Annotated in this window: 28 protein-coding genes; 19 read left to right on the top strand and 9 right to left on the bottom strand. The window is 70.3% G+C overall.

The window, feature by feature from the left end; all coding sequences use genetic code 11:
* Positions 1-69 precede the first annotated feature (69 nt).
* On the top strand, positions 70-1521 hold the full coding sequence (locus tag IE263_RS31595; protein ID WP_189941252.1) for a menaquinone biosynthesis decarboxylase: 1452 nt from the start codon (positions 70-72) through the stop codon (positions 1519-1521).
* On the top strand, positions 1518-2420 hold the full coding sequence (gene mqnP, locus IE263_RS31590; RefSeq protein WP_189941251.1) for a menaquinone biosynthesis prenyltransferase MqnP: 903 nt from the start codon (positions 1518-1520) through the stop codon (positions 2418-2420). The genes IE263_RS31595 and mqnP overlap by 4 nt, the downstream gene beginning before the upstream one ends.
* 23 nt (positions 2421-2443) lie before the next feature.
* On the opposite strand, the gene IE263_RS31585 is transcribed toward mqnP, so the two are convergent.
* A complete protein-coding gene (locus IE263_RS31585; RefSeq protein ID WP_189941250.1) occupies positions 2444-3049 on the bottom strand; it encodes a rhomboid family intramembrane serine protease in 606 nt (201 codons plus the stop codon).
* Between the two features lie 90 nt (positions 3050-3139).
* Here IE263_RS31585 and IE263_RS31580 point away from each other — a divergent pair, with 90 nt between their 5' ends.
* The 7 genes from IE263_RS31580 to IE263_RS31550 all read left to right on the top strand — a co-directional run bounded on the left by IE263_RS31580 (position 3140) and on the right by IE263_RS31550 (position 7958).
* A complete protein-coding gene (locus tag IE263_RS31580; protein ID WP_189941249.1) occupies positions 3140-3829 on the top strand; it encodes a UbiX family flavin prenyltransferase in 690 nt (229 codons plus the stop codon).
* A gap of 89 nt (positions 3830-3918) precedes the next feature.
* Positions 3919-4374, top strand: a complete 456-nt coding sequence (locus tag IE263_RS31575; protein WP_189941248.1) for an Lrp/AsnC family transcriptional regulator — start codon at positions 3919-3921, stop codon at positions 4372-4374.
* A gap of 85 nt (positions 4375-4459) precedes the next feature.
* A complete protein-coding gene (gene mqnE / locus IE263_RS31570) occupies positions 4460-5623 on the top strand; it encodes an aminofutalosine synthase MqnE (protein ID WP_189941247.1) in 1164 nt (387 codons plus the stop codon).
* 31 nt (positions 5624-5654) lie between these two features.
* Positions 5655-6311, top strand: a complete 657-nt coding sequence (locus IE263_RS31565; protein WP_189941246.1) for a UdgX family uracil-DNA binding protein — start codon at positions 5655-5657, stop codon at positions 6309-6311.
* Between the two features lie 25 nt (positions 6312-6336).
* Entirely contained in the window at positions 6337-6861 is a 525-nt protein-coding gene (locus tag IE263_RS31560; protein ID WP_189941245.1) for a GNAT family N-acetyltransferase, read from the top strand.
* 100 nt (positions 6862-6961) lie between these two features.
* A complete protein-coding gene (locus IE263_RS31555) occupies positions 6962-7261 on the top strand; it encodes a DUF4229 domain-containing protein (protein ID WP_189941244.1) in 300 nt (99 codons plus the stop codon).
* A 37-nt stretch (positions 7262-7298) separates the two neighbouring features.
* Positions 7299-7958, top strand: coding sequence for a TetR/AcrR family transcriptional regulator (locus IE263_RS31550; RefSeq protein ID WP_189941243.1), 660 nt, complete (start codon positions 7299-7301; stop codon positions 7956-7958).
* Positions 7959-8040: 82 nt separating this feature from the next.
* On the opposite strand, the gene IE263_RS31545 is transcribed toward IE263_RS31550, so the two are convergent.
* Positions 8041-8955 (bottom strand): MaoC family dehydratase, encoded by a 915-nt coding sequence (locus IE263_RS31545; protein WP_189941242.1) that lies wholly within the window; start codon positions 8953-8955, stop codon positions 8041-8043.
* A 345-nt stretch (positions 8956-9300) separates the two neighbouring features.
* On the opposite strand from IE263_RS31545, the gene IE263_RS31540 reads away from it, so the two are divergent.
* The 3 genes from IE263_RS31540 to IE263_RS31530 all read left to right on the top strand — a co-directional run bounded on the left by IE263_RS31540 (position 9301) and on the right by IE263_RS31530 (position 12682).
* Positions 9301-11211, top strand: a complete 1911-nt coding sequence (locus IE263_RS31540) for an AMP-dependent synthetase/ligase (protein WP_189941241.1) — start codon at positions 9301-9303, stop codon at positions 11209-11211.
* A gap of 41 nt (positions 11212-11252) precedes the next feature.
* Entirely contained in the window at positions 11253-11738 is a 486-nt protein-coding gene (locus tag IE263_RS31535) for a hypothetical protein (protein ID WP_373312137.1), read from the top strand.
* Positions 11739-11815: 77 nt separating this feature from the next.
* Positions 11816-12682 carry an AraC family transcriptional regulator gene (locus IE263_RS31530; protein WP_189941239.1) on the top strand — a complete coding sequence of 289 codons (867 nt, stop codon included), beginning with the start codon at positions 11816-11818 and terminating at the stop codon, positions 12680-12682.
* 17 nt (positions 12683-12699) lie between these two features.
* On the opposite strand, the gene IE263_RS31525 is transcribed toward IE263_RS31530, so the two are convergent.
* Entirely contained in the window at positions 12700-12942 is a 243-nt protein-coding gene (locus IE263_RS31525) for a DUF397 domain-containing protein (protein WP_189941238.1), read from the bottom strand.
* Complete coding sequence (locus IE263_RS31520; protein ID WP_189941237.1) at positions 12939-13802, bottom strand: helix-turn-helix domain-containing protein; 864 nt, start codon at positions 13800-13802, stop codon at positions 12939-12941. Before IE263_RS31520 ends, IE263_RS31525 begins: the two co-directional genes overlap by 4 nt.
* A gap of 134 nt (positions 13803-13936) precedes the next feature.
* Here IE263_RS31520 and IE263_RS31515 point away from each other — a divergent pair, with 134 nt between their 5' ends.
* The 4 genes from IE263_RS31515 to IE263_RS31500 all read left to right on the top strand — a co-directional run bounded on the left by IE263_RS31515 (position 13937) and on the right by IE263_RS31500 (position 17200).
* On the top strand, positions 13937-14374 hold the full coding sequence (locus tag IE263_RS31515; protein WP_229911275.1) for an ATP-binding protein: 438 nt from the start codon (positions 13937-13939) through the stop codon (positions 14372-14374).
* Between the two features lie 9 nt (positions 14375-14383).
* Positions 14384-14947: a DUF6817 domain-containing protein gene (locus tag IE263_RS31510; protein WP_189941236.1), complete on the top strand. Its 564-nt coding sequence runs from the start codon at positions 14384-14386 to the stop codon at positions 14945-14947.
* A 182-nt stretch (positions 14948-15129) separates the two neighbouring features.
* Entirely contained in the window at positions 15130-16827 is a 1698-nt protein-coding gene (ctaD, locus tag IE263_RS31505; RefSeq protein WP_189941235.1) for an aa3-type cytochrome oxidase subunit I, read from the top strand.
* 19 nt (positions 16828-16846) lie between these two features.
* Positions 16847-17200: a cytochrome C oxidase subunit I gene (locus IE263_RS31500; protein WP_189941234.1), complete on the top strand. Its 354-nt coding sequence runs from the start codon at positions 16847-16849 to the stop codon at positions 17198-17200.
* A 65-nt stretch (positions 17201-17265) separates the two neighbouring features.
* Here IE263_RS31500 and IE263_RS31495 read toward each other — a convergent pair whose 3' ends face one another.
* From IE263_RS31495 to IE263_RS31480, 4 genes are read right to left on the bottom strand one after another with little or no spacing between them, the layout of a single operon-like run.
* Complete coding sequence (locus tag IE263_RS31495; RefSeq protein WP_189941233.1) at positions 17266-17943, bottom strand: class I SAM-dependent methyltransferase; 678 nt, start codon at positions 17941-17943, stop codon at positions 17266-17268.
* Between the two features lie 9 nt (positions 17944-17952).
* A complete protein-coding gene (locus IE263_RS31490) occupies positions 17953-18192 on the bottom strand; it encodes a hypothetical protein (RefSeq protein WP_229911274.1) in 240 nt (79 codons plus the stop codon).
* Positions 18193-18204: 12 nt separating this feature from the next.
* Positions 18205-18519, bottom strand: coding sequence for an AzlD domain-containing protein (locus tag IE263_RS31485; RefSeq protein WP_189941232.1), 315 nt, complete (start codon positions 18517-18519; stop codon positions 18205-18207).
* Positions 18516-19205, bottom strand: coding sequence for an AzlC family ABC transporter permease (locus IE263_RS31480; protein ID WP_189941231.1), 690 nt, complete (start codon positions 19203-19205; stop codon positions 18516-18518). Before IE263_RS31480 ends, IE263_RS31485 begins: the two co-directional genes overlap by 4 nt.
* Before the next feature lie 81 nt (positions 19206-19286).
* Between IE263_RS31480 and IE263_RS31475 the strand changes: the two genes are divergently transcribed.
* Positions 19287-19859: a helix-turn-helix domain-containing protein gene (locus IE263_RS31475; protein ID WP_189941230.1), complete on the top strand. Its 573-nt coding sequence runs from the start codon at positions 19287-19289 to the stop codon at positions 19857-19859.
* Positions 19860-20069: 210 nt separating this feature from the next.
* Here IE263_RS31475 and IE263_RS31470 read toward each other — a convergent pair whose 3' ends face one another.
* Positions 20070-20273, bottom strand: coding sequence for a cold-shock protein (locus IE263_RS31470; RefSeq protein ID WP_003992177.1), 204 nt, complete (start codon positions 20271-20273; stop codon positions 20070-20072).
* Between the two features lie 284 nt (positions 20274-20557).
* Between IE263_RS31470 and IE263_RS31465 the strand changes: the two genes are divergently transcribed.
* Both IE263_RS31465 and IE263_RS31460 read left to right on the top strand, forming a co-directional pair.
* Positions 20558-21406, top strand: a complete 849-nt coding sequence (locus IE263_RS31465) for a menaquinone biosynthetic enzyme MqnA/MqnD family protein (protein WP_189941229.1) — start codon at positions 20558-20560, stop codon at positions 21404-21406.
* 177 nt (positions 21407-21583) lie between these two features.
* Positions 21584-23365, top strand: coding sequence for a serine/threonine-protein kinase (locus tag IE263_RS31460; RefSeq protein WP_189941228.1), 1782 nt, complete (start codon positions 21584-21586; stop codon positions 23363-23365).
* Positions 23366-23371 lie beyond the last annotated feature (6 nt).

The raw sequence follows: 23371 nt of genomic DNA, 5'->3' as shown, positions 1-23371 counted from the left end.
GGTCGTCGGGGCCACGAGCACGGGCCCCAGGTACTGGGCCAGGGTAGCCCCTCGGGGATACTTGTCCCCATGGCTTACGACGATCTTCGTTCCCTGCTCAGGGCACTGGAGCGCGAAGGCGACCTCAAGCGCGTCAAGGCAGAGGTCGATCCGTATCTGGAGGTCGGGGAGATCGTCGACCGGGTCCAGAAGTCCGGCGGCCCCGCGCTGCTCTTCGAGAACGTGAAGGGCTCCGCGATGCCCCTCGCGATGAACGTCTTCGGCACCGACCGCCGCCTGCTGAAGGCGCTGGGCCTGAAGTCGTACGGCGAGATCTCCGAGAAGATCGGCGGGCTGCTGCGTCCCGAACTGCCGCACGGCTTCGTCGGCGTCCGGGAGGCCTTCGGCAAGCTCGGCGCGATGACGCACGTGCCGCCGAAGAAGGTGAAGGACGCTCCCGTGCAGGAGGTCGTCCTGCACGGCGACGAGGTGGACCTGGAGCAGCTGCCGGCCCTGTTCACCTGGCCGAAGGACGGCGGCTCCTTCTTCAACCTGGGCCTGACCCACACCAAGGACCCGGAGAGCGGGATCCGCAACCTGGGCCTGTACCGCCTCCAGCGCCACGACAGGCGCACCATCGGTATGCACTGGCAGATCCACAAGGACAGCCGGAACCACTACCAGGTGGCGGCGCGCAGGGGCGAGCGGCTGCCGGTCGCCATCGCCTTCGGCTGCCCGCCCGCCGTGACGTACGCCTCCACGGCGCCGCTGCCCGGCGACATCGACGAGTACCTTTTCGCGGGCTTCCTCGCGGGCAAGCGGATCGAGATGGTCGACTGCAAGACGGTCCCGCTCCAGGTGCCGGCGCAGGCGGAGGTCGTCCTGGAGGGCTGGCTGGAGCCGGGGGAGATGCTCCCGGAGGGCCCGTTCGGTGACCACACCGGCTTCTACACCCCGCAGGAGCCCTTCCCGGCCCTCACCATCGACTGCGTCACCATGCGCCGTCGCCCCCTGCTGCAGTCGATCGTCGTAGGCCGCCCCCCGACGGAGGACGGACCTCTCGGCCGCGCGACGGAACGCTTCTTCCTCCCGCTGCTGAAGATCATCGTCCCGGACATCGTGGACTACCACCTGCCGGAGGCCGGCGGCTTCCACAACTGCGCGATCGTCTCGATCGACAAGAAGTACCCCAAGCACGCGCAGAAGGTGATGCACGCGATCTGGGGCGCCCACATGATGTCCCTGACCAAGCTGATCGTGGTCGTCGACTCCGACTGCGACGTCCACGACCTCCACGAGGTCGCCTGGCGCGCCCTCGGCAACACCGACTACGCCCGCGACCTCAGCATCGTCGAAGGCCCCGTCGACCACCTCGACCACGCCTCCTACCAGCAGTTCTGGGGCGGCAAGGCAGGTATCGACGCGACGAAGAAGTGGCCCGAGGAGGGCTACACCCGTGACGGCGGCTGGCCGGACATGGTGCTGTCGGACCCGGAGACGGCGGCGAAGGTCGACCGCCGGTGGAAGGAGTACGGGCTGTGAGCGCCTCCGCCGCCGCGATGCCCCAGCCCGGCAGGGCACGCGCCTTCCTGCGCCTGGTGATGATCGAGCACTCGGTCTTCGCCCTCCCCTTCGCCTACATCGCCTCCCTCACGGCGATGTTCCAGCTGGACAGGAACATCCACTGGGGTCGGCTCCTGCTGGTCACCATCTGCATGGTGGGCCTGCGCACCTTCGCGATGGCCGTCAACCGGATCATCGACCGCGAGATCGACGCGAGGAACCCGCGCACGGCGCACCGCGAGCTCGTCACCGGCGCGATGTCGGTGAAGCACGCCTGGACCGGCGCCCTGATCGCCCTGGTGATCTTCCTGGGCTCGGCGGCCCTGCTGAACCCGCTCTGCCTGGCCCTGGCCCCGGTCGCGGTCATCCCGATGGTCGTCTACCCCTACGGCAAACGCTTCACGAACTTTCCCCAGGCCATCCTGGGCCTGGCCCAGGCGATGGGGCCGGTCGGCGGCTGGCTGGCCATCACCGGCGAGTGGTCCTGGGACGCGGTGATCCTGGGCCTGGCCGTCGGGATCTGGATCGGCGGCTTCGACCTCATCTACGCCTGCCAGGACGTCGAGACCGACCGCGAGATCGGCGTCATGTCGGTCCCGGCCCGCTTCGGCATCCCGGCCGCGGTCTGGTCAGCCCGCGTCTGCCACACGGTCACGACGGCTCTCTTCGTCTGGTACGCCCTGGCCACCGACGCCGGCGCCTTCTTCTGGTTCGGCCTGCTCATCGTCGCCGGCGCCTTCGTCTACGAGCACACGATCGTGCGCCCGCACGACCTGTCCCGCGTGAACAGGGCGTTCTTCAGCGTCAACGGCTTCATCGGCATTGCTCTGTTCGTGTGCGCGCTGCTGGATCTGTTGGTGCGTGGGCTCACCGTATGAGTGTGCTCACGGTATGAGTGCGCTCACGGTATGAGCGGTGCAGCCGGGGCCGGTCGGCGGCGGAACACGAACGCCGCCACCACCCCGGCCACCAGTCCCACCAGATGCCCCTGCCAGCTGACGCTCGTCTGTGTCGGGGCGAGGCCCGCCAGGATCGAGCCGCCCCACACCGCGCCGACCAGCAGGCCGACCGCCATACCGAGCGGGCGGCGCTCGACGAAGCCCGTGACCAGCAGGTAGCCGAACAGACCGAAGATCAGGCCGGAGGCACCGGCCGTGTTGGTGGCTGACGGGGAGACCAGCCAGACGCCCAGGCCGTCGGCGACGACTATCAGCGCGCAGATCGCGGCGAAGCGCCGGATGCCGCCCAGGGCCGCGAGGAAGCCGAGGACCAGCAGCGGAACCGTGTTGGCCGCGACATGGGCGAAGCCGAAGTGGATGAAGGCGGCCGGGACGACGTCGACCAGCTCGGAGGGGGTGCGCGGGGTGATGCCCAAGCCGTCCAGGGCGTGGCCGGTCGCCACGTCGACCCCTTCCAGCAGCCACAGCAACGCCACCCAGCCGAGCATCAGCTTGGCCGCGGCCATCGCCCGGTCGGTCCTCGACCGCTCCAGCCGTACACCTGACATGGCATCCCCCACCAGTCACTCGTCTGCTTTGGGGAACGCCCGGACATCCCGGCCGGTTCCCACCCCGCCGAGCCGGATAGGCTCGGTGTCGTGAACCCAGTCAAGCCAGGAGAGACGCCCCGTACGCCTTGGATCGTAGGGGTGTCCGGCGCTTCCGGCACCCCATACGCCGCCGCCGTGCTGCGTGCGCTCCTGGATGTCGGCGAGAGCGTCGACCTGGTGGTCAGCCGGGCCTCGCGGCTCACGTTGCTCGACGAGACCGGGATCTCGTTCCGGGACGCGCACTGGCGGGACGACCTGCGGGAATGGCTTGCTCGGGGGGCCGACGGGAAGCCCGGCGCCTTCGCGGTGGACCTGGACGGCGACCGGGTGCGGTACTGGGCCGCCGGTGACCTGGCGGCCGGGCCGTCCTCGGGGTCGTATCCCGCGAAGGGGATGCTGATCGTCCCCGCCTCCACCGCCTGCGTCGCCGGAGTCGCGCTCGGGCTGTCCAAGGACCTCCTCCAGCGGGCGGCGAGCGTGACGCTCAAGGAGCGTCGGCCGCTCGTCGTCGCCGTACGGGAGACGCCGTTGAACGGGCAGACCCTGCGGCACCTGGTCGCCCTGGACGACGCGGGCGCGAGCGTCGTGCCCGCCTCGCCGGCCTTCTACGCGGGCGCCACCCACATCCAGGACCTGGTCGACTTCGTCGCCGGGCGGGTCCTCGACGCGGCGGGGGTCGCGCACGGGCTCTACCGCCGGTGGGACGGCGAACTCGGCGGCGGCGCACGGCCCGCCTGAGCGGCGACGAGCAAGCACCAAGCAGCGGTACAGCAACACTTTCAGGAACTCTCGGACTCTCAGACCTCTTCATCGGAAGGCTCGATCGCATGGACGCGGTGGACAGGCAGCTCATCCAGGCCCTGAGGGAGAACGGCCGGGCCTCCTACGCGGAGCTGGGGCGCCTCGTCGGCCTGTCGGGACCCAGCGTCACCGACCGCATCAACCGGCTGGAGGCGGCCGGTGTCATCACCGGCTACCGCGCCACGGTGAACGCCGCCTCGCTCGGCCTCGGCGTCACCGCCCTCATCGGCATCTCCCTCTCCGACGCGGCCGACCACGAGGACGTGGCCGCCCGGCTGAAGGACTTCGGCGAGATCGAGGACTGCTGGTTCATCGCCGGCGACGACTCCTTCATGCTCAAGGTCCGGGCGAACGACGTCGACGGCCTGGAGAAGATCATCCGGCGGCTCAGCGGGACCAAGGGCGTCTCCCGGACCCGTACCACCATCGTGCTCTCCACCAAGTGGGAGAACCGGGTCGGGGCTCTCCCGGAAGAGGTCTAGGCGCGTTTCAGCGCCGTTCGGGGCCACCACCCGCCCGAAGGGTGGGGGAGTACGGTTGTAAACCCTGTCGTAGAAAGGTGTCAGCATGGACGTCGGGCTCAAGCGCGAGCTGGAGGAGAAGGTCCGCTCCGGTGAGCGGCTGACCCGCGAGGACGGCATCGCGCTGTACGAGTCGGACGACCTGGCCTGGCTCGGCGGGCTCGCCCACGAGGTGCGGACGCGGAAGAACGGCGACGTCGTCCACTTCAACGTCAACCGGCACCTCAACATGACCAACGTCTGTACGGCCTCCTGCGCGTACTGCTCCTTCCAGCGCAAGCCGGGTGAGAAGGACGCGTACACGATGCGCATCGAGGAGGCCGTCAAGCTCGCCAAGGCGATGGAGTCGGAGAACCTCACCGAGCTGCACATCGTCAACGGGCTGCACCCGAACCTTCCGTGGCGGTACTACCCGCGGTCGCTCCGCGAGCTGAAGGCCGCGCTGCCGGACGTCTCCCTCAAGGCCTTCACCGCCACCGAGATCCACCACTTCGAGACCATCTCCGGGCTCTCCGCCTCGGAGATCCTCGACGAGCTGATCGACGCGGGGCTGGAGTCCCTCACCGGCGGCGGCGCCGAGATCTTCGACTGGGAGGTCCGGCAGCACATCGTCGACCACCGCACCCACTGGGAGGACTGGTCGCGGATCCACCGGCTGGCGCACGAGAAGGGGCTCAAGACCCCCTGCACCATGCTCTACGGCCATATCGAGGAGCCCCGGCACCGCGTCGACCACGTCCTGCGCCTGCGCGAGCTGCAGGACGAGACGAACGGCTTCCAGGTCTTCATCCCGCTGCGTTACCAGCACGACTTCGTGGACATGAAGGACGGGAAGGTGCGCAACCGCCTCCAGGCGCGCACCCAGATGGCGACCGGCGCCGAGGCACTCAAGACCTTCGCCGTCTCCCGCCTGCTCTTCGACAACGTCCCGCACGTCAAGGTGTTCTGGGTCATGCACGGCGTCCAGACCGCCCAGCTGGCGCTCCAGCACGGCGCGGACGACATGGACGGCTCGGTCGTCGAGTACAAGATCACGCACGACGCCGACAACTACGGCACGCCGAACAAGCTGACCCGCGAGGACCTGCTGGACCTCATCCGGGACGCCGGCTTCCGCCCGGTCGAGCGCAACACGCGGTACGAGATCATCCGGGAGTACGACGGTCCGGACCCGGCGCGCCGGGAGTCCCCGCAGCCCATGCGGGTGTGAGGCCCGCCGGGCGCGGGGGTACTCGGCGGGGGTGAGTCCCCGTACGGCCGCCGCGCCCGAAGACGCCTACACCGCCGAACCCTTCGTACCGGACCACGGCGGGCTGACCGCTCTGCGCCGGGCCGCCGCCGACTGCCGGGGCTGTCCGCTGCACCGGGACGCCACGCAGACCGTGTTCGGCGCGGGGGCGGCGGACGCCCGGGTGATGCTCGTCGGCGAGCAGCCCGGGGACCAGGAGGACCGCCAGGGCAAGCCCTTCGTCGGCCCCGCGGGGAAACTGCTCGACCGGGCGCTCGAGGAGGCCGGCATCGACCCCGGCGAGACGTACGTCACCAACGCCGTCAAGCACTTCAAGTTCACCCAGGCCGAGCCGCGCAAGCGCCGGATCCACAAGGCGCCGACCCTGCGCGAGATGACGGCGTGCGGGCCGTGGCTGGCCGCCGAGCTGGCGCTCGTCGAGCCCGAGCTGATCGTGGTGCTGGGGGCGACGGCGGGCAAGGCGCTGCTGGGGTCGTCGTTCCGGGTCACCGAGGTGCGCGGGACGGTCCTGGAGCGGGAGATCCACGGACGCCCGGAGCGGCTGGTCCCGACCGTGCACCCGTCCTCGGTCCTGCGGTCCGACGACCGTGAGGCCGCGTACCAGGGCCTGGTCGCGGACCTGAAGGTGGCGGCACGCGTCCTGGCCTAGTCCCCGTAATGGCTACGATGCTCAGGTGCCGCTTACCTTCACTCTCGACCCCGCCGTCACTCCCGCCCTGCGCGACGGCATCCTCGACCTGTGGACGGATGTCACCAACGCGGGCGGCGCCGTCGGCTTCGTGGCGCCGGTGACGCGGGAGGAGGTCCGGCCCGAGGTGGTCAGACACCTCGTGCAGATGGCGGAGGGCCGCACCCGCCTCCTCGTCGGCCACGACGAGGCCGGACAGGTCGCCGCGACCGCGTTCCTCACCCTCAACACGCACCGGCTGATGACCCACTGGCTGTGGCTCTACACCGTGATGGTGCACCCCGAGCACCAGGGCATGGGCTACGGCCGCGACCTGCTGACCGCCGCCGCCGACGCGGCCCGCACCTTCGACGAGATCGAGGCCATACGCCTCTCCTGCCGGGGCGGCCTCGGCCTGGAGCGCTTCTACACCTCCTGCGGATACCAGGAGGTGGGCCGGATCCCCGGCGCGATACGCGTGGCATCGGGCGACGACCGGGACGACGTGCACATGCTGCTGCCCCTGACGTGATCCGCAGCCCTTGGGGCGGCCTCCACCCCCCTGCAAGATCGGTCGTCCGGCGTGCTTCACTGGACGACGGCCCCTTTTGGAATCGGAAGAGTGGATTGAGATGCTCCGCTACACGTTGATGCGCCTCGGTGTCTTCGCAGGCTGCCTCGTGGCCGTCTGGGGGCTCGTCTACTTCGGTGTCTTCCCCGCCGGCCTCGGCGACTCCAACGGCATGTGGATCATCCTGCTCGCGCTGGTGATCTCCGCCCCGATCAGCTTCGTGGCGCTGCGCAAGGAACGCGACCGCGCGTCGATCCAGGTGGTGCAGAAGGTCGACCGGGTCAAGGCCAACCTGGAGGCGAACCGCAGCCAGGAGGACGAGGCCGCCGATTCCGCGCAGGGTCAGGCGCAGACGTCGTAGAAAAGCCACCGCCGTCGGCCCCAACTAGTCTTGCCCCATGGGTGCCGTGAAGACCAAGCGGATGCCGCGTGCCGTCCGTGAGCAGCAGATGCTGGACGCAGCCGTGGAGATCTTCGGGCGGCGGGGGTACATGGCCGCGTCGATGGACGAGATCGCCGAACTGGCGGGCGTCTCCAAGCCGTTGGTCTACCTGTACCTGAACTCCAAGGAAGACCTTTTCACCGCCTGTATCCGCCGCGAGGCCAAGGCCCTCGTCGAAGCGGTGCGCGCGGGCGTCCACACCGATCTGCCCGCCGACCGCCAACTCTGGGACGGCCTGCAGGCGTTCTTCGCCCACACTGGGCAGCACCCGCACGCCTGGTCCGTCCTGCACCTCCAGGCTCGCACCCACGGCGAGCCCTTCGCCGCCGAGGTCGCCGCGATGCGCGCGGAGATCGTCGCCTTCGTCACCCAGCTGATCGCCGTCGCCGCTCGCGAGGCGCACCGCGCCCCAGACCTCCCCGAACACGAGGTGGCAGGCCTCGCCGAAGCCCTGGTCGGCGCCGCCGAGTCCCTCGCCGCCTGGGCCAACACCACCGAGGGCGTTTCGGCCCGGCAGGCGGCGGCGACACTGATGAACTTCGCGTGGGCCGGGCTGGGGAACCTGATGGGCGGGCGGCCCTGGACAGCACCGCCGGAGCCCCAGCCCCTCACCTGAGCCGGCCTCACTCGCGTCGGCCTCACGCGAGCCGGCCTCACCTGCACCGGCCTCACACGAGCCGGCCTCACCTGCACCGGCCTCACATGAGCTGGTCCACCCGCCCGCTCACATGCACCCGACCCGCATCCCCGAGGCCCCGCAGCTCGAACCGCCTCCCGTCCGCCGCGAACACCACCGCCCCCGGCAGCAGCACCGGCGCCCGGAAGTCGGCCCGTACGCGCACCGCCTGCGGGGTGCCGTGGGCGGCGAGGCAGCGGGCGGCGGTCCACATGCCGTGGGCTATGGCGCGGGGGAAGCCGAAGAGGCGGGCGGTGAGGGGGTGGAGGTGGATGGGGTTGCGGTCGCCGGAGGCGGCGCCGTAGCGGCGGCCCACGTCGGCGGCGAGCCGCCACTCGTCGAGGACGGGCAGGGGAGACGGGGCCGGGACCGGGACCGGGGCCGCAGCGGGGGCGGGCGGCTCGGCGGGGAGTGTCTCGGGCTCAGCGGGGAGTGTCTCGCGCTCGGCGGGGGCTGTCTCCTGGGTGCGGTGCCGTGCCAGACAGGTGCTCGTCGACTCCCACACCAGCTCTCCGCCGTCCCGTACCTCCGTGACGACGGACGCCTCCGTGCCGCGTCGGTGCGGGGCCAACCGGTCGATGTGGACGCTGAGTTCGTAGGTGCCGGTCGCCGGCAGGGGGCGGTGGCGGGTGATCTCGATCGACGTGTGGACGAGGCCGAGGAGGGGCAGCGGGAAGTTCCGGTCGCTCATCAGGGACATGGCCAGGGGGAAGCCGAGGACGTGCGGATAGGTGACCGGCAGGGTGTCCTCGCCGGTGGGGAAGCCGCAGACACGTTCGTACGCGGTCAGCCGGGCGAGGTCGACCCGCAGGCCGGGCAGGACCAGGCGGGCCCGCGGGTAGTCGGCGTCCGGGTGCGGGCGTTTGAAGGGGGAGAGGAGGGCGCCGCGGGCGAGGAGGGGGCCGAGGGCCGGGGGACGCGGATAGCGGTCGGCCATGTCCAGATCTCCCAGCTCTCCCAGGGCTTCTTACTTCGGAGTAAGGTTACCGCTGGTAAGCCGACGTCGCAGCGGTGCGACCGGGACGAGCGTCCTTCCGGAGAGAAGGCCGAGCGCCTTCCGGAACCGAACCTGAGAGTCACTCACCTAGCCCCCGAGATTGCACACCCCCAGCCCCGGATCATCCCCGAAACCACACAGCCCCCCCACGCGAACCCCGTACGATCCCCTACCTAACCGGCGGTAACCCCTTTCTTCGGGGCCAACCCGGTGAACGCCTCGGCACGCGAGGCACGTACTTCATGCAGCAAGCAGTTCTCCAGCTGCACGCCCAGGGAGCCGCCCGTGTCCACCTCGTACTCCACCTCCGCAGACTTCGACGCTCCCCCCGCCCTCGTGGAACCCGAGACGCGCCGGCTGGACGGTGCCGTACGGGAGGCGTCCGTACCGGCGTTCGCCCGCCCGGTGACGTACGGTTCGCTCGCCGACCTGCCCTTCGACAACGCGGAGGCGGCGCCGGACGCGGTGGTGCTCAGTCGCAAGGGGCAGGACGGCCTCTGGACGGACGTGACGGCGGAACGATTCGCCGCCCAAGTGCACGCCGTGGCCAAGGGGTTGATCGGCGAGGGCCTGATGCCGGGCGACCGGATCGCCATCATGGCCCGCACGACGTACGAGTGGACGCTGCTCGACTTCGCCGCCTGGGCGGCCGGCCTGGTCACCGTCCCCGTCTACCCGACCTCCTCCGTCTTCCAGACCCGCTGGATCCTCCAGGACTCCGGAGCGGTCGCCCTGGTCACCGAGACCGTCGGGCAGGCGGCGGCCATCGGCCCCGAGCGCGACCGGCTGCCCGACCTCCGGCACATGTGGGTGATGGAGAAGGGACACGTGGAGCGCCTGGCGGAGCTGGGCGAGCAGGTCCCCGGCGCCGAAGTCGACGTCCGCCGCGGCATGTTGGTCCCCGACACCCTGGCCACCCTCATCTACACCTCCGGCACCACGGGCCGCCCCAAGGGCTGCGCCCTCACCCACGGCAACTTCTTCGCCGAGGTCGACAACGCGATCGAACTCCTCTACCCGGTCTTCAAGTCGACCACCGAGGACCTCTCCGTCCTCCTCTTCCTCCCCATGTCCCACGTCTTCGGCCGGATGGTCGCCATCGCCTGCGTCCGCGCCCGCGTCCGCCTCGGCCACGCCCCGAGCCTCAAGGCCGACGAACTCCTGCCGGACCTGGCCGCGTTCAGACCCACCTGTCTCCTGGCCATCCCGTACATGCTGGAGAAGATCTTCAACTCGGCCCGCGCGAAGGCGGAGGCAGGCGGCCGGGTCAGCACCTTCGACCGGGCGGCGAACACCGCCATCCGCTACGGCGAGGCGGTCGAAGCCCAGAAGACCGGCACCGGACACGGCCCCGGCGCCACCCTCCGCGCCGCCCGCACCTTCTACGACCCGCTGGTCTACCGCCGGATCCGCAACGCCATGGGCGGCCGCGTCCGCCACGCGATCTGCGGCGGCTCCCCGCTGGGCCGCCGTCTCGCCGCGTTCTACCTGGGCGCCGGCATCGAGATCTACGAGGGCTACGGCCTGACGGAGACGACGGCCGCGTCGACGGTGACGCCACCGCTGAAGCCGCGCCTGGGGACGGTGGGCTGGCCCCTCCCCGGGACGAAGATCCGCATAGCGGCCGACGGCGAGATCCTCGTCGCCGGTGACCACGTCCTGCGCGGCTACTGGGACCCGGCGGCCGGGGGAGTGGTCCCGGCGGCCCCCGACGGCTGGCTGGCCACCGGCGACATCGGCGAGCTGGACGACGAGGGCTACCTGACCATCACCGGCCGCAAGAAGGAGATGATCATCACGGCGGGCGGCAAGAGCGTCGCCCCCGCCCCCCTGGAGAACTGGCTGCGCTCGCACCCCCTGATCTCCCAGTGCATGGTCCTCGGCGACGGCCGCCCCTACGTCTCCGCCCTCATCACCCTCGACCCCGACGGCCTCACCCACTGGCGCCAGATGAACGGCAAGCACCCGGTACCGCCGGAGCTGCTGATCGGTGACGAGGAGCTCAACGCCGTCCTCCAGCGAGCGATCGACGAGGCCAACAAGCTGGTCTCCCGCCCGGAGTCCATCCGCCGCTTCGCCATCCTGCCCCGCGACTTCAGCGAGATGGAGGGCCACCTCACCCCGTCCATGAAGCTGCGGCGTGAGGCGATCCTGCGGGACTTCGCGGACGCGGTGGAGGGGCTGTACCCGCAGTAATGCGTTCGCGGGGCGGGTCCGTTCCCGGGAGGATGCGGCCCGTGAACCGCATCGAGTTCTTCCACTATCCCTGGGCCGAGAATCCCTCCTCCCTCCTCTGGGGCATCCGCGTCGACGGCAGGGACCTCCGCGCGTACGCGGCCGAGGCGACGCGCGAGCTGTGGCGGCCGGAGCTGGAGGGGCAGTTCGAGGACGACGAGGCGGAGCTCGCCGAGACCGTACGGAACCAGCACGACGGCCTCGGCGTACCGGACTTCGCCGACCGCCCCGCCCACTTCCTCACCGCCGCCGACAGCGCCCCGCTCCTGGGATGCCCGTGCGGCCACTGGGGCTGCTGGCCCCTCATGGCGAGCATCGCCACGACCCCGACGACGGTCACCTGGTCGTCCTTCCGCCAACCGCACCGCAAGCAGTGGGGCGAGCTGCGGATCGGCCCCTTCACCTTCGACCGTACGGCGTTCGAGGCGGCGCTGGCGGCTCCGTCCGTCCTGGCGGAGGACCCGTGGGGGCCGGCCCCGGGGAGGTGATCGGACCGGGCACAGGATGTCGGGTCCGGCAGGGTGCGGTCTTCCTAACGTGAAGGGCGTAAGGGAAGGAGACCGAGGTGCTGGAGCGGCTGAACGAGGCCCTGGACCACATCGAGTCGCATCTCGATCAGCGGATCGAGGTGACCGAGCTGGCGCGGATCGCGATGACGTCGGAGTACCACTTCCGTCGGCTGTTCTCCGCGCTGGCGGGGATCTCGCTGTCGGAGTACATCCGGCGCAGACGGCTCACCATCGCCGGTGCCGAGGTGCTCGCCGGGGAGCGGACGCTGCTGGAGATCGCGGTGCGCTACGGCTACGGCTCGGGGGAGGCGTTCGCGCGTGCGTTCCGGGCCATGCACGGTGTGGGTCCGGGCGAGGCCCGGCGGACAGGTGCCTCACTGCGCTCCCAGCCTCGGATGTCCTTCCGTCTCGTCGTCGAAGGGAGTGGCAGCATGCGATACCGGGTCGTGGAGAAGGAGCAGTTCCGTGTGGTCGGCAAGAAGGTCCGGGTCCCGCTCGTCCACGAGGGGATGAACCCGCAGATCGCACAGTTCATCCGGGGTATCGGCCAGGAGACGATGCAGCGCATCGCCGCTCTGTCCGACCAGGAGCCGGTTGGGATCGTAGGGGTGAGCGACAATCTCGACCCGAGCCGGGCCGAGGGAACCGAACTCGACTACTACCACGGCGTGGTGACCGGAGCCGCCGCCCCGGACGACCTGGACGCGCTCGTCGTCCCGGCGGGCACATGGGCCGTCTTCGAGAACTCCGGGCCGTTCCCGCAGGCGCTCCAGTACCTGTGGCGGGACGTGTTCACCCAGTGGTTCCCGTCCAACCCGTACCAGAGCAGGCCGGGACCGGAGATCCTGCGCACCCGCCTGTCCCAGGACGCGGCACAGGCGGACGCGGAGCTGTGGATCCCCGTGGAGCGGACCGCGGTCTGAGCGGTCGGCCCCGACGGTCACTTCACGGCATACGCGAGGAAGTCGGCCCAGGCGGCGGGGGAGAGGTCCAACCGGGGTCCGGTGGGGGTTTTGGAGTCACGGACGTGGATGGTGTCGGGGCAGGCGGCGAGTTCGAGGCATTCGCCGCCTTCGCCGTCGCTGTGGGTCGACTTGCGCCAGGTGTAGGCGGTCTCCAGGCATTCGCCGCCTCCGCCGTCGCTGTAGCTGGACTTGAACCAGTTGAGTTCTTGGCTGCTCACAACTCCCCCAGCTTCTTGTCGATTAATGCCCGGGACTCCCTGGGCGACAGGGCCATTGCCCGGATCATCCCATAGCGGTCGACGATCTTCCGGACCTCCTCGGGGTCCGTGATCAGGCGGGGAAACTCCTGGATCTCCGTGTACGCAACCTGCGGATGCCTCTGAGGGGTCAGCAGGTTGAAGGCGCCGCCCATGTTGGGGTGGTCCTCAATGCCGGTCGGCATCACCTGGATCTCCACGTTCCTCAGGTCGCCGATGCGCAGCAACTGCTTCAACTGGCCCTCGCGGACGACGCGGCCTCCGATCGGCCGATCCAGGACGACCTCCTCCAACACGAAGCTGCACATGGGCGGGGGCCACTTGTCGAGGACTTGCTGGCGTGACAGCCGGTCGGTGATCCGCTTCTCGATGGTCTCCTCGTCGAGGAGCGGCCGCCGACGGGAGAACACGGCCCGCGCGTAGTCCTCGGTCTGCAACAGACCCGGCACACCTTGGTTGGCGTACAAGTGCAGTTCCCGCGACTCCGCCTCCAAGGCCGCGTAACTCCGATACCACTCGGGGTGCCGCGTCCGAACCCGGCCCATCGCCTCCCGAACCTCAGGAATCGCCTGCTTGAACAGTCCCCCGGCGTCCAGCAGCTCATCCGCCTGCTCCAACACCTCAGGCCGGATGATCCGCACCCCTCGCTCCATGGAGGAGATCGCATCGGGCCCGTACCCGACGAGTTGCCCGAACTCCTTCTGCGTCAGCCCCTTTCGCTCCCGCAGGAGTTTGAGCATCTTGCCCAAGGCCGTGAACAACCCCGTCGTCCCGTCAGCCTCCGCCGGCGTCTCCGGCCTCCGCTCCCGTTCGTCCTGCATGACACCCGCCCGCCTTCACGCCCTTGTGGTCACGGTCGACGACCCGTACGGGCACCCCACAGCAGACGTACGGCTACGCAGAGTCGCCGAGTCGCCCCTGGCCAGGGTAAATACAACCGAGCACGCTCAGTCAGGTGAACTCGCAAATCTCCACCCAGATCTCCACCCCCCTCGGTGAACTGACCCTGCGCCTCAGCTCCACGCCCCGTGGTGCCCGCCTGGCCCGGCGGCTCACCGCGCAGCAGCTCGACGCCTGGGGGTACCCGCACGACAGCGAGGCGAGCGACGCCGCCCAGCACGTCGTGGCGGAGCTGGCGGCGAATGCCGTCACGCACGGCCGGGTGCCGGGCCGGGACTTCGAGCTGCGGCTGTTCCTGCTCCCGGAGGGCACACTCCGTGTCGAGGTGAGTGACACGCGCACGGACAGGAAGCTGCGGATCGTGACGGACCCGGACGCGGAGGGTGGCCGGGGACTGCTTCTCGTCACCATCCTCGCGCGTACCTGGGGCGTCGTTGAGCGGGAGGTCGGCAAGACGGTCTGGGCCGAACTGCGCCTGGGGCAGCGGGAGTAGCCTTCGGGCATGCCGGAAGACGAGGTACGGATCGACGTACGGATCACCCAAGCGGAGGCGCTGCTGAGGGAGGTGGGCGCGGACGACCTCGCCCACCCCGGCGGCACCCTCCTCGCCCACCTGCGCCGCGTACGCTCCCGGCTCGCCGACTGGGGCGCCCGCCCCGGCCTGCAGCTCGCCGGGCTCTGCCACGCCTTCTACGGCACCGACGGTTTCCCGTCGGCTTTGCTTCCGCTGGACCGCCGTACGGAACTGGTCGACGTCATCGGCCGGGAGGCCGAGGCGATCGTGTACTTCTACGCGAGCTGCGACCGGGAGGCCAGCTATCCGGTGCTGGCCGAGCCGAACTCACTTTTCCGTGACCGCTTCACGGGTTCCGTGCAGATACCGGCACCGGCCATGCTCCGCGACTTCGCCGACCTCACCGCCGCGAACGAACTCGACCTCGCCGACCACGACCCCGCGTTCCGCGAGCGGTGGGGCCCGGATCTCCTCGCCCTGTTCACCCGTTTCCGCCCGCTGTTGAGCGGGGCCGCCTGGGACGACTGCCAACGCGTCCTCGTCGCCGCGTAGCCCTTGGCCTCCCAAGGCTGACCTCGCCGGGGCTCTCCAGTGCTCCATCCGGGTACAGGAATCACGCAAGCGGCGGCGTGCCGCTCGTTCCCCATGGCCTCATCGCATGCTGCGCGAGCAAGGATGTCGGCTGACGGACGCGATCGCGCGGGTGAGTCGCGGGGTACGGAGAGAAGCACGCTTTGAGCATCGTGAACGAACCTCAGGGTGCGGTGGCAGCGGGGGCCCACTACCAGGACGAGCTGCCGGTCCGGCGTCAGCGCCGCGGCGAAGTCGTCGTCAAGTGGCTGACCACCACTGACCACAAGACGATCGGCACGCTGTACCTGTCGACGTCGTTCATGTTCTTCCTCATCGGGGGCGTGATGGCGCTCGTCATTCGCGCCGAACTCGGCAGGCCCGGTCTGCAGCTGATTTCCAACGAGCAGTACAACCAGGCGTTCACGATGCACGGCACGATCATGCTGCTGATGTTCGCGACGCCGCTGTTCGCCGGCTTCACGAACTGGATCATGCCGCTGCAGATCGGCGCCCCGGACGTGGCCTTCCCGCGGCTGAACATGTTCGCCTACTGGCTGTACCTGTTCGGCTCGCTCATCGCCGTCAGTGGATTCCTCACCCCGAACGGCGCGGCCGACTTCGGCTGGTTCGCCTACACCCCGCTCTCGGACGCCACCCGTACCCCCGGCCTCGGTGGTGACCTCTGGGTCATGGGTCTGGCCTTCTCCGGCTTCGGCACCATCCTCGGCGCGGTCAACTTCATCACCACGATCATCTGCATGCGCGCCCCGGGCATGACCATGTTCCGCATGCCGATCTTCACCTGGAACGTGCTGCTGACCAGCGTCCTGGTCCTGCTGGCCTTCCCGGTCCTCGCGGCCGCGCTGTTCGCCCTGGAGGCCGACCGCAAGTTCGGCGCGCACGTCTACGACGCGGCCAACGGCGGCCCGCTGCTGTGGCAGCACCTCTTCTGGTTCTTCGGGCACCCAGAGGTGTACATCATCGCCCTGCCGTTCTTCGGAATCATCACGGAAGTCATCCCGGTCTTCTCCCGCAAGCCGATCTTCGGCTACATGGGCCTGGTCGCCGCGACCATCGCGATCGCGGGGTTGTCCGCGACGGTGTGGGCCCACCACATGTTCGTCACCGGCGGTGTGCTGCTGCCGTTCTTCGCCTTCATGACGTTCCTCATCGCCGTCCCGACCGGCGTGAAGTTCTTCAACTGGATCGGCACGATGTGGAAGGGCAGCCTCTCCTTCGAGACCCCGATGCTCTGGGCCACGGGCTTCCTCGTGACGTTTCTCTTCGGTGGTCTGACCGGCGTCATCCTGGCCTCCCCGCCGATGGACTTCCACGTCTCCGACTCGTACTTCGTGGTGGCGCACTTCCACTACGTCGTCTTCGGCACCGTCGTCTTCGCGATGTTCGCCGGCTTCCACTTCTGGTGGCCGAAGTGGACCGGCAAGATGCTCGACGAGCGGCTGGGCAAGGTCACCTTCTGGACGCTGTTCGTGGGCTTCCACGGCACGTTCCTGGTGCAGCACTGGCTGGGCGCCGAGGGCATGCCGCGCCGGTACGCCGACTACCTCGCGGTCGACGGCTTCACCGCCCTGAACACGATCTCGACGATCAGCTCGTTCGTGCTCGGTCTGTCGATCCTGCCGTTCTTCTACAACGTGTGGAAGACGGCCAAGTACGGCAAGCCGGTCGGCGTCGACGACCCGTGGGGCTACGGCCGCTCCCTGGAGTGGGCCACCTCCTGCCCGCCGCCGCGGCACAACTTCGTCACGCTGCCGCGGATCCGCAGCGAATCCCCGGCGTTCGACCTGCACCACCCCGATGTGGCGATGGCCGAGGCCGAGGCCTACGGGGTCCGGTAGCGAATGACAGGGGACAGGGATGAGCGATCCGTCGCACCGAGAAGCCGCGGGCGTCGACCTCGGCAACGAGGTTGAGGGATATCTGCTGTGGCAGGCCAGGATCACGGAGGCGGAGAGACGCGCGCGTGAGTTCGTCGCACCCATGGAATGGGCCACCACCGCACAGCGCGACGAGATCGAACAGCACTACGTGGCGGACAGCCTCAACCGCGCTCGCGGCGACCTGGAGAGGGTGGCGGCTCGTTGTGTGTCCCTGCGGGGTGAATACGAGCGGCGCTACAGGACACTGCGGCTGCGCTGCGTGGGCTGGGCAGTGGCCACGAACGCCGGTCTCGTCGCCCTTGTCGCCTCTTTCGCGTTCCGGTGGCGATGATGTCGATGTCCGGTGAACCGGGCCGCCGGCTCGTGCTGGTCCCGGGTCGGCGGAAAACCACTCGTCTAGCCGTCCGCCGCCGCCGTCGTCGGCTTACGGGCGATCAGGTACGCCTGCGGCACCGGCTCGCCCCGGTCCGTGTCCGGCTCGCGCACCGTCCGGACGCGGACGTCGAAGCCGGCCGCCGTCAGCAGGTCGGCGACCGGCTCGGGGCGCCGTCGTAGGAAGTCCAGCGCCACCGGATGGCCCCAGGGGCGGTCGTGGTGCCGGGGCTCGTCGCCGACCTGGAAGGCGAGGAGCAGGTGGCCGCCCGGGGTCAGGACCCGGTGGAACTCGGTGAACAGGGCGGGGAGTTCGTCCACGGGGATGTGGATGGAGGAGTAATAGGAGACGACCCCGTCGAGGGAGCCGTCCGCGTGGCCGACCAGGTCGAGCATGGAGCCCTGCTCGAAGGGGATCCCGGGGTTCTCGCGCCGGGCGATCGCGAGCATCGACTCGGAGAGGTCGAGGCCGGAGACGGACAGGCCGAGGGAGGCGAGGTAGCCGGTCACCCGGCCGGGGCCGCAGCCGAGGTCGGCCACCTTTCCGCCCTCGCCGACGAGTTCGGCGTACGCGGTGAGGAAGGCCCGGTCCAGCGGCATCGCCGCCAACACGTCGCGGAAGTGCTTGGCGTAGTCGTCGGCGACGGCGTCGTAGAAGGTGCGGGTGGCGGTGAGGAAGTCAGCGTGGTCGGTGTCGGTCATGGCCGGAGCCTATTCGGGACGCGCCTCGCCCCGACCCTCGCCGCCCTCTCCGCGCGCGCGTGCGGCGCCCACGCCGGCCCCGACGGCCGTGCCCAGTCCCAAGCCCAGGGCGAGGCCGAGTCCGAGGTTGTCGAAGACGGTCATCCCGAGCGCGATGCCGAGGGCTGTGCCGGTCGAGAGGCCGAGCGCCATCCAGTTCACCGGTGTGTTCGGGGCGGGAGACGGGTCGCCCTGTTCAGCGTTGTCCATTCGAACATCTTTTCATGCCACGCCCGCCGCCCGCAGCATCGCCGTGGCCACCGCCGCCCCCAGCACGACCACCGCGAACGGTGCCCGTCGCCAGGCCAGTACGGCACCCACCAGCACCCCGGCCGGCCGCGCCCATCCGGCGAAGCCCCCGCCCTCGGTCAGCGCGCCCGTCGCCAGCAGCGCGACCAGCAGGACCACCGCCCCCGCCGACAGCAGCTCCTGCACCCGGGCGGGCAGTTCGACCCGTCCGTGCAGCGCCGGGCCGACCAGCCGGAAGGCGTACGTCCCGACCGCCAGCACCAGGATCACGGCGACCGACGCGCTCATACGGCGGCCTCCTTACGGCCGTACGGAATCAGTCCGGCGAGTGCCAGCAGGACCGGCACTCCGGCGGGGAGGGCGGGGGTCGCGGCCAGGGCCAGGAGGGCGCCGAGGGCCGCTGCTCGTCGTAGGGGTGCGTCCTTGCGGAGGGCGGGGAGGACCAGGGCCACCAGGACGGCGGGGAAGGCGGCGTCGAGGCCGTAGGCGGCGGTGTCGCCCAGGGCGGTGCCGGCGAGGGCTCCGGCCAGCACGCCCGCGTTCCAGACCGCGAACAGGCCGAGGCCGGAGATCCAGAACGCGGCCCGGCGGCGCGCCGGGTCCGGCTGGGCGAGGGCGAAGGCGACCGTCTCGTCGGTCACGAGGTGCGCGCCGAGGAGGCGGGCCGCGCGGCCGGGGCCGAGGAGGTCGGCGACGGCGAGGCTGAAGGCGGCCGTACGGGTGTTGAGGAGGAGCCCGGTGGCCGCCGCGGCGAACGGGCCGCCTCCGGCCAGCAGCACGCCGACCGCGCTGAACTGCGCCGAGCCCGCGTACACCACCAGGGACATCACCACCGGCACCCAGACCGGCAGCCCGCCGGCCACGGAGATCGCGCCGAACGAGACCCCGACGACACCGCTCGCCAGCCAGACGAGGGAGCTGTCGCGGATCAGACGGCGGTTGCGGGTCCAGGGTGTTCGGGGCAGCGAACGCATGTTTTCTACAATGAACAAAGCGGTCGGTGTTCGTCAAGGCGAACGAACGTACCGCCACAGCGAACGAGGGAGTCATACGACGTGTCCGATGCCGCGCCCCCGCCCTCCCGCCTGCCCCTCGACTGGATCGCCGCCTCGCTGCGGCGCGAGCGGACCCGGGCCGGGCTGTCCCTGTCCGAGCTGGCCAAACGGGCCGGCATCGCGAAGTCCACGCTGTCGCAGCTGGAGGCGGCGAGCGGGAATCCGAGCATGGAGACGATCTGGGCGCTGGGCGTGGCGCTCGGGGTGCCGTTCGCCGCGCTGGTCGAGCCGCCCGTGCCCGCCGTCCGGGTGATCCGGGCGGGAGAGGGGCCCACTGTCGCCTCCGAGCAGGCGCCGTACGTGGCGACCCTGCTGTCCGCCAGCCCGCCGGGCGCCCGGCGCGACATCTACCACCTGCGGGCCGAGCCCGGCGCCGCCCGTGAGTCGGAGCCGCACATCCCGGGCACGGTCGAGCATCTGATCGTGAGCACGGGACGGGTGAAGGCGGGGCCGGTCGGGGAGACGGTGGAGCTGGACCCCGGGGACTACATGACGTACCGGGGCGATGTGCCGCACTCGTACGAAGCGCTGGTGCCGGGGACGACCTTCGTGCTGGTGATGCAGCACGTGTGAGTTTCCCGAGGATTCATGGCGGGATTTCGACGGTTCACGCAGGACTCCCCGAAGATTCACCGGTGCTTCCCCGGGATTCACCGTGGCTTTCCCAGGGTTCACCGGGGCTTCCCGGAGATTTCCCGGCGGGAAAGGCAGGAGCCCCGCTGCCGTGCGGCGCGGGGCTCCTTGGGTACTGCTCTCAGACTTGCGATCTCACGGGTGTGAGGCTCAGACGGGAGTGACGTTCTCCGCCTGGGGGCCCTTCGGACCCTGCGTCACGTCGAAGGAGACCTGCTGGTTCTCCTCCAGCGAACGGAAGCCGCTCGCGTTGATCGCGGAGTAGTGGACGAAGACGTCGGGGCCGCCGCCTTCCTGGGCGATGAAGCCAAAGCCCTTTTCGGCGTTGAACCACTTAACGGTTCCGGTAGCCATAAGCCCTCCTTGGGCCCAAAGGGTTGCCCTGCTCCAGAACCTGCAAGTGTGAAAACAGTGCCGCACAACTGCATACGTCTGAAAACGACGAGAGCCCGCGGTTACATGCTCCGCAGGCTCTGTACTGCAAGGAAACCAAACTGCAACTTGCGGCGAGCCTAGCACGCAGGCAGCCGAAAGCAATAGAGGTCAAGATCACGTCACCCGAATGTTTGAACGTCCGGGGGGAAGTTGACCCGGGGGGCGGAGTCCGCAGCGTACCCGACGGGGTCTAGTCTCGCGATGTGGACAATTCTCGCACCCGGCCGCGCGTCGGCCACATCCAGTTCCTCAACTGCCTGCCCCTCTACTGGGGGCTCGCGAGAACCGGCACACTCCTCGACTTCGAGCTGACCAAGGACACCCCGGAGAAGCTCAGCGAGCGGCTCGTGCGAGGGGACCTGGACATCGGTCCCGTCACCCTCGTCGAGTTCCTCAAGAACGCCGACGACCTGGTCGCCTTCCCCGACATCGCCGTCGGCTGCGACGGCCCGGTCATGTCCTGCGTGATCGTCTCCCAGGTCCCGCTGGAGCGGCTGGACGGCGCCCGGGTCGCCCTCGGCTCGACCTCCCGCACCTCCGTGCGCCTGGCCCAGCTGCTGCTGTCCGACCGCTACGGCGTCCGGCCCGACTACTACACCTGCCCGCCCGACCTCAGCCTGATGATGCAGGAGGCCGAGGCGGCCGTTCTCATCGGCGATGCGGCCCTGCGGGCGAACCTGCTGGACGGGCCGAAATTCGGGCTCGAGGTGCACGATCTCGGCCAGCTCTGGAAGGAGTGGACCGGGCTGCCGTTCGTCTTCGCGGTGTGGGCGGCCCGCCGCGAGTACCTGGAACGCGAGCCGGTCATCACCCGCCAGGTCCACGAGGCCTTCCTCGCCTCCCGCAACCTCTCCCTGGAGGAGGTCGGCAAGGTCGCCGAGCAGGCGGCCCGCTGGGAGGCCTTCGACGAGCGGGTCCTGGAGCAGTACTTCACCACGCTCGACTTCCGCTTCGGCGGACCGCAGCTGGAGGCGGTGACCGAGTTCGCCCGGCGCGTCGGGCCGACGACGGGCTTCCCGGCGGACGTGAAGGTGCAGCTGCTTCAGCCCTAGGGACAGGTCCTGGCTCGCGTCGGCCCTGATTCTGTTCAGCCGTGGTTCTGTTCAGCCGTGGTTCTGTTCAGCCGTGGTTCTGTTCAGCCGTGGTTCTGTTCAGCTGTGGCTCTCTTCAGCCCTGGCTCCGTGGAGCCGTAGTCTGCTGGCGAGTCGTACGGGGGAGGGGTGGTCGTCATGCAGCCGCTCGGAGCCGACGAGCCCACCGGCGTGGGGCCCTACCGGCTGCTCGGCCGGCTCGGCTCCGGCGGGATGGGCCGTGTCTACCTGGGCCGCAGCGCCGGCGGCCGCACGGTCGCCGTGAAGATCGTGCACCCGCACCTCGCCCTCGACGAGGAGTTCCGCGCCCGTTTCCGGCGCGAGGTCGAGGCCGCGCGGAGAGTCGGCGGCGCCTGGACCGCGCCCGTGCTGGACGCCGACCCGGAGGCGCCGGTGCCCTGGGTCGCCACGGGATACGCGGCCGGCCCCTCGCTGGCGTCGGCGGTGGCGGGCGGGGGCCCGCTGCCCGCGCACACGGTACGGGTACTGGGCGCGGGGCTCGGGGAAGCGCTCGCGACCGTCCACGATCTGGGGCTCGTGCACCGGGACGTCAAACCGTCCAACATCCTGCTGACCGTCGACGGGCCCCTGCTCATCGACTTCGGCATCGCGCGGGCGACGGACGGTACGGCGTCGCTGACGTCGACCGGGGTGTCCGTCGGCTCACCGGGCTACATGGCGCCCGAGCAGATCCTCGGCAAGGGGGTCACGGGGGCGGCCGACGTGTTCTCCCTGGGGGCGGTACTGGCGTACGTGGCGACCGGGGAGCCGCCGTTCCCCGGGGACTCCTCGGCCGCGCTGCTCTACAAGGTCGTGCACGAGGAGCCGGTGCTCGGAGAGCTCGGGGGTGAGCTGCGGGAGGTGGTCGAGGCGTGCCTGGCGAAGGAGCCGGGGGCACGGCCGGCTCCCGGGGAGGTGGCCCGGCGGCTCGCTCCGCAGGGGGCGGCGCGGCTGGTGGCGGGTGGGTGGCTGCCGGGGGCGGTCGTGGAGCAGGTGGGGCGGACTGCCGTAGAGGTGCTGAATCTTGAGGCTGCGGGGGCGGCTGCGGGGGCAGGGCCAGGGCCGGTTTCCGGGCCGGTGGGGTTCAGCAGTCCGTCGGTGGGGGAGACGCAGGCGCCGGTGACGACGGGGAATGCGCAGGCGCCGGTGACGGTGGGGGAGGCGCAGGCGCCCGTGACGGCGGGGGACGCGCAGGCGCCGGTGGGCGTGGGGGAGTTCGGGCCGCCGTCGGTGACCGTCGGGGAGTTCGGGCCGCCGCCGGTGATGGGGGCGCCGACTCCGGTGGACGCGGTGCCCACGCCTCGTGCGGGCGGGGAGCGGCCCGGGAAGCTCTCCGTGACCGTCGCGGCCGCCGCGACGCCGGGGGAGGGCGGTCGCGGGCGGCGGCTGAGCTGCACGGTCGCGCTGGCGGTCGCGGGGGCGATGGCGGCGGTGACGGTGGGGTCGGTGTTCGTCTTCGACCTGCTGCCGGGGACCTCCGGCGACGCCGGGAACGACGCCGGCAGTGGTGCCTACTCCTCGGCACCCCCGGCTGCCACGCCCACCCCGGCCGACGGCGCCCCGGCCACTGCGGTGCCCGCCCGTTACGTCGGCACCTGGGAGGGGCCGGGCAGCGGGCTCGACGGCAAGCTGCCCATGGGAACCTTCCGGGTGACGGTCCAGCGTGCCGAGGTGGGCGAGAAGATGGGAGAGCTGCGCCAGACGGACATCCTCGGCGCGGTCTGCCTCGACATCCTGACCCTGAAGCAGGTGACGGAGAAGGAGGTCGTCGCCACGTCGGTCGGCGCGAAGAGCAACCACGCCGGCTGCAACCCGAAGCCCCACACCATCCGGCTCACCCCGACGGGGGACGACCTCACCTACAGCTCGGACAGCGCGGCGGAGGGGAATCCGGTGGCGCGGATGTCGCGGGTCAAGTAGCGGGTC

This window comes from Streptomyces aurantiogriseus, from assembly GCF_014649375.1.
GTDB classification, from domain to species: domain Bacteria; phylum Actinomycetota; class Actinomycetes; order Streptomycetales; family Streptomycetaceae; genus Streptomyces; species Streptomyces aurantiogriseus.
The sequence above is the reverse complement of the archived record's forward strand: the minus strand, read 5'-3'. Positions and strand labels throughout refer to the sequence as shown.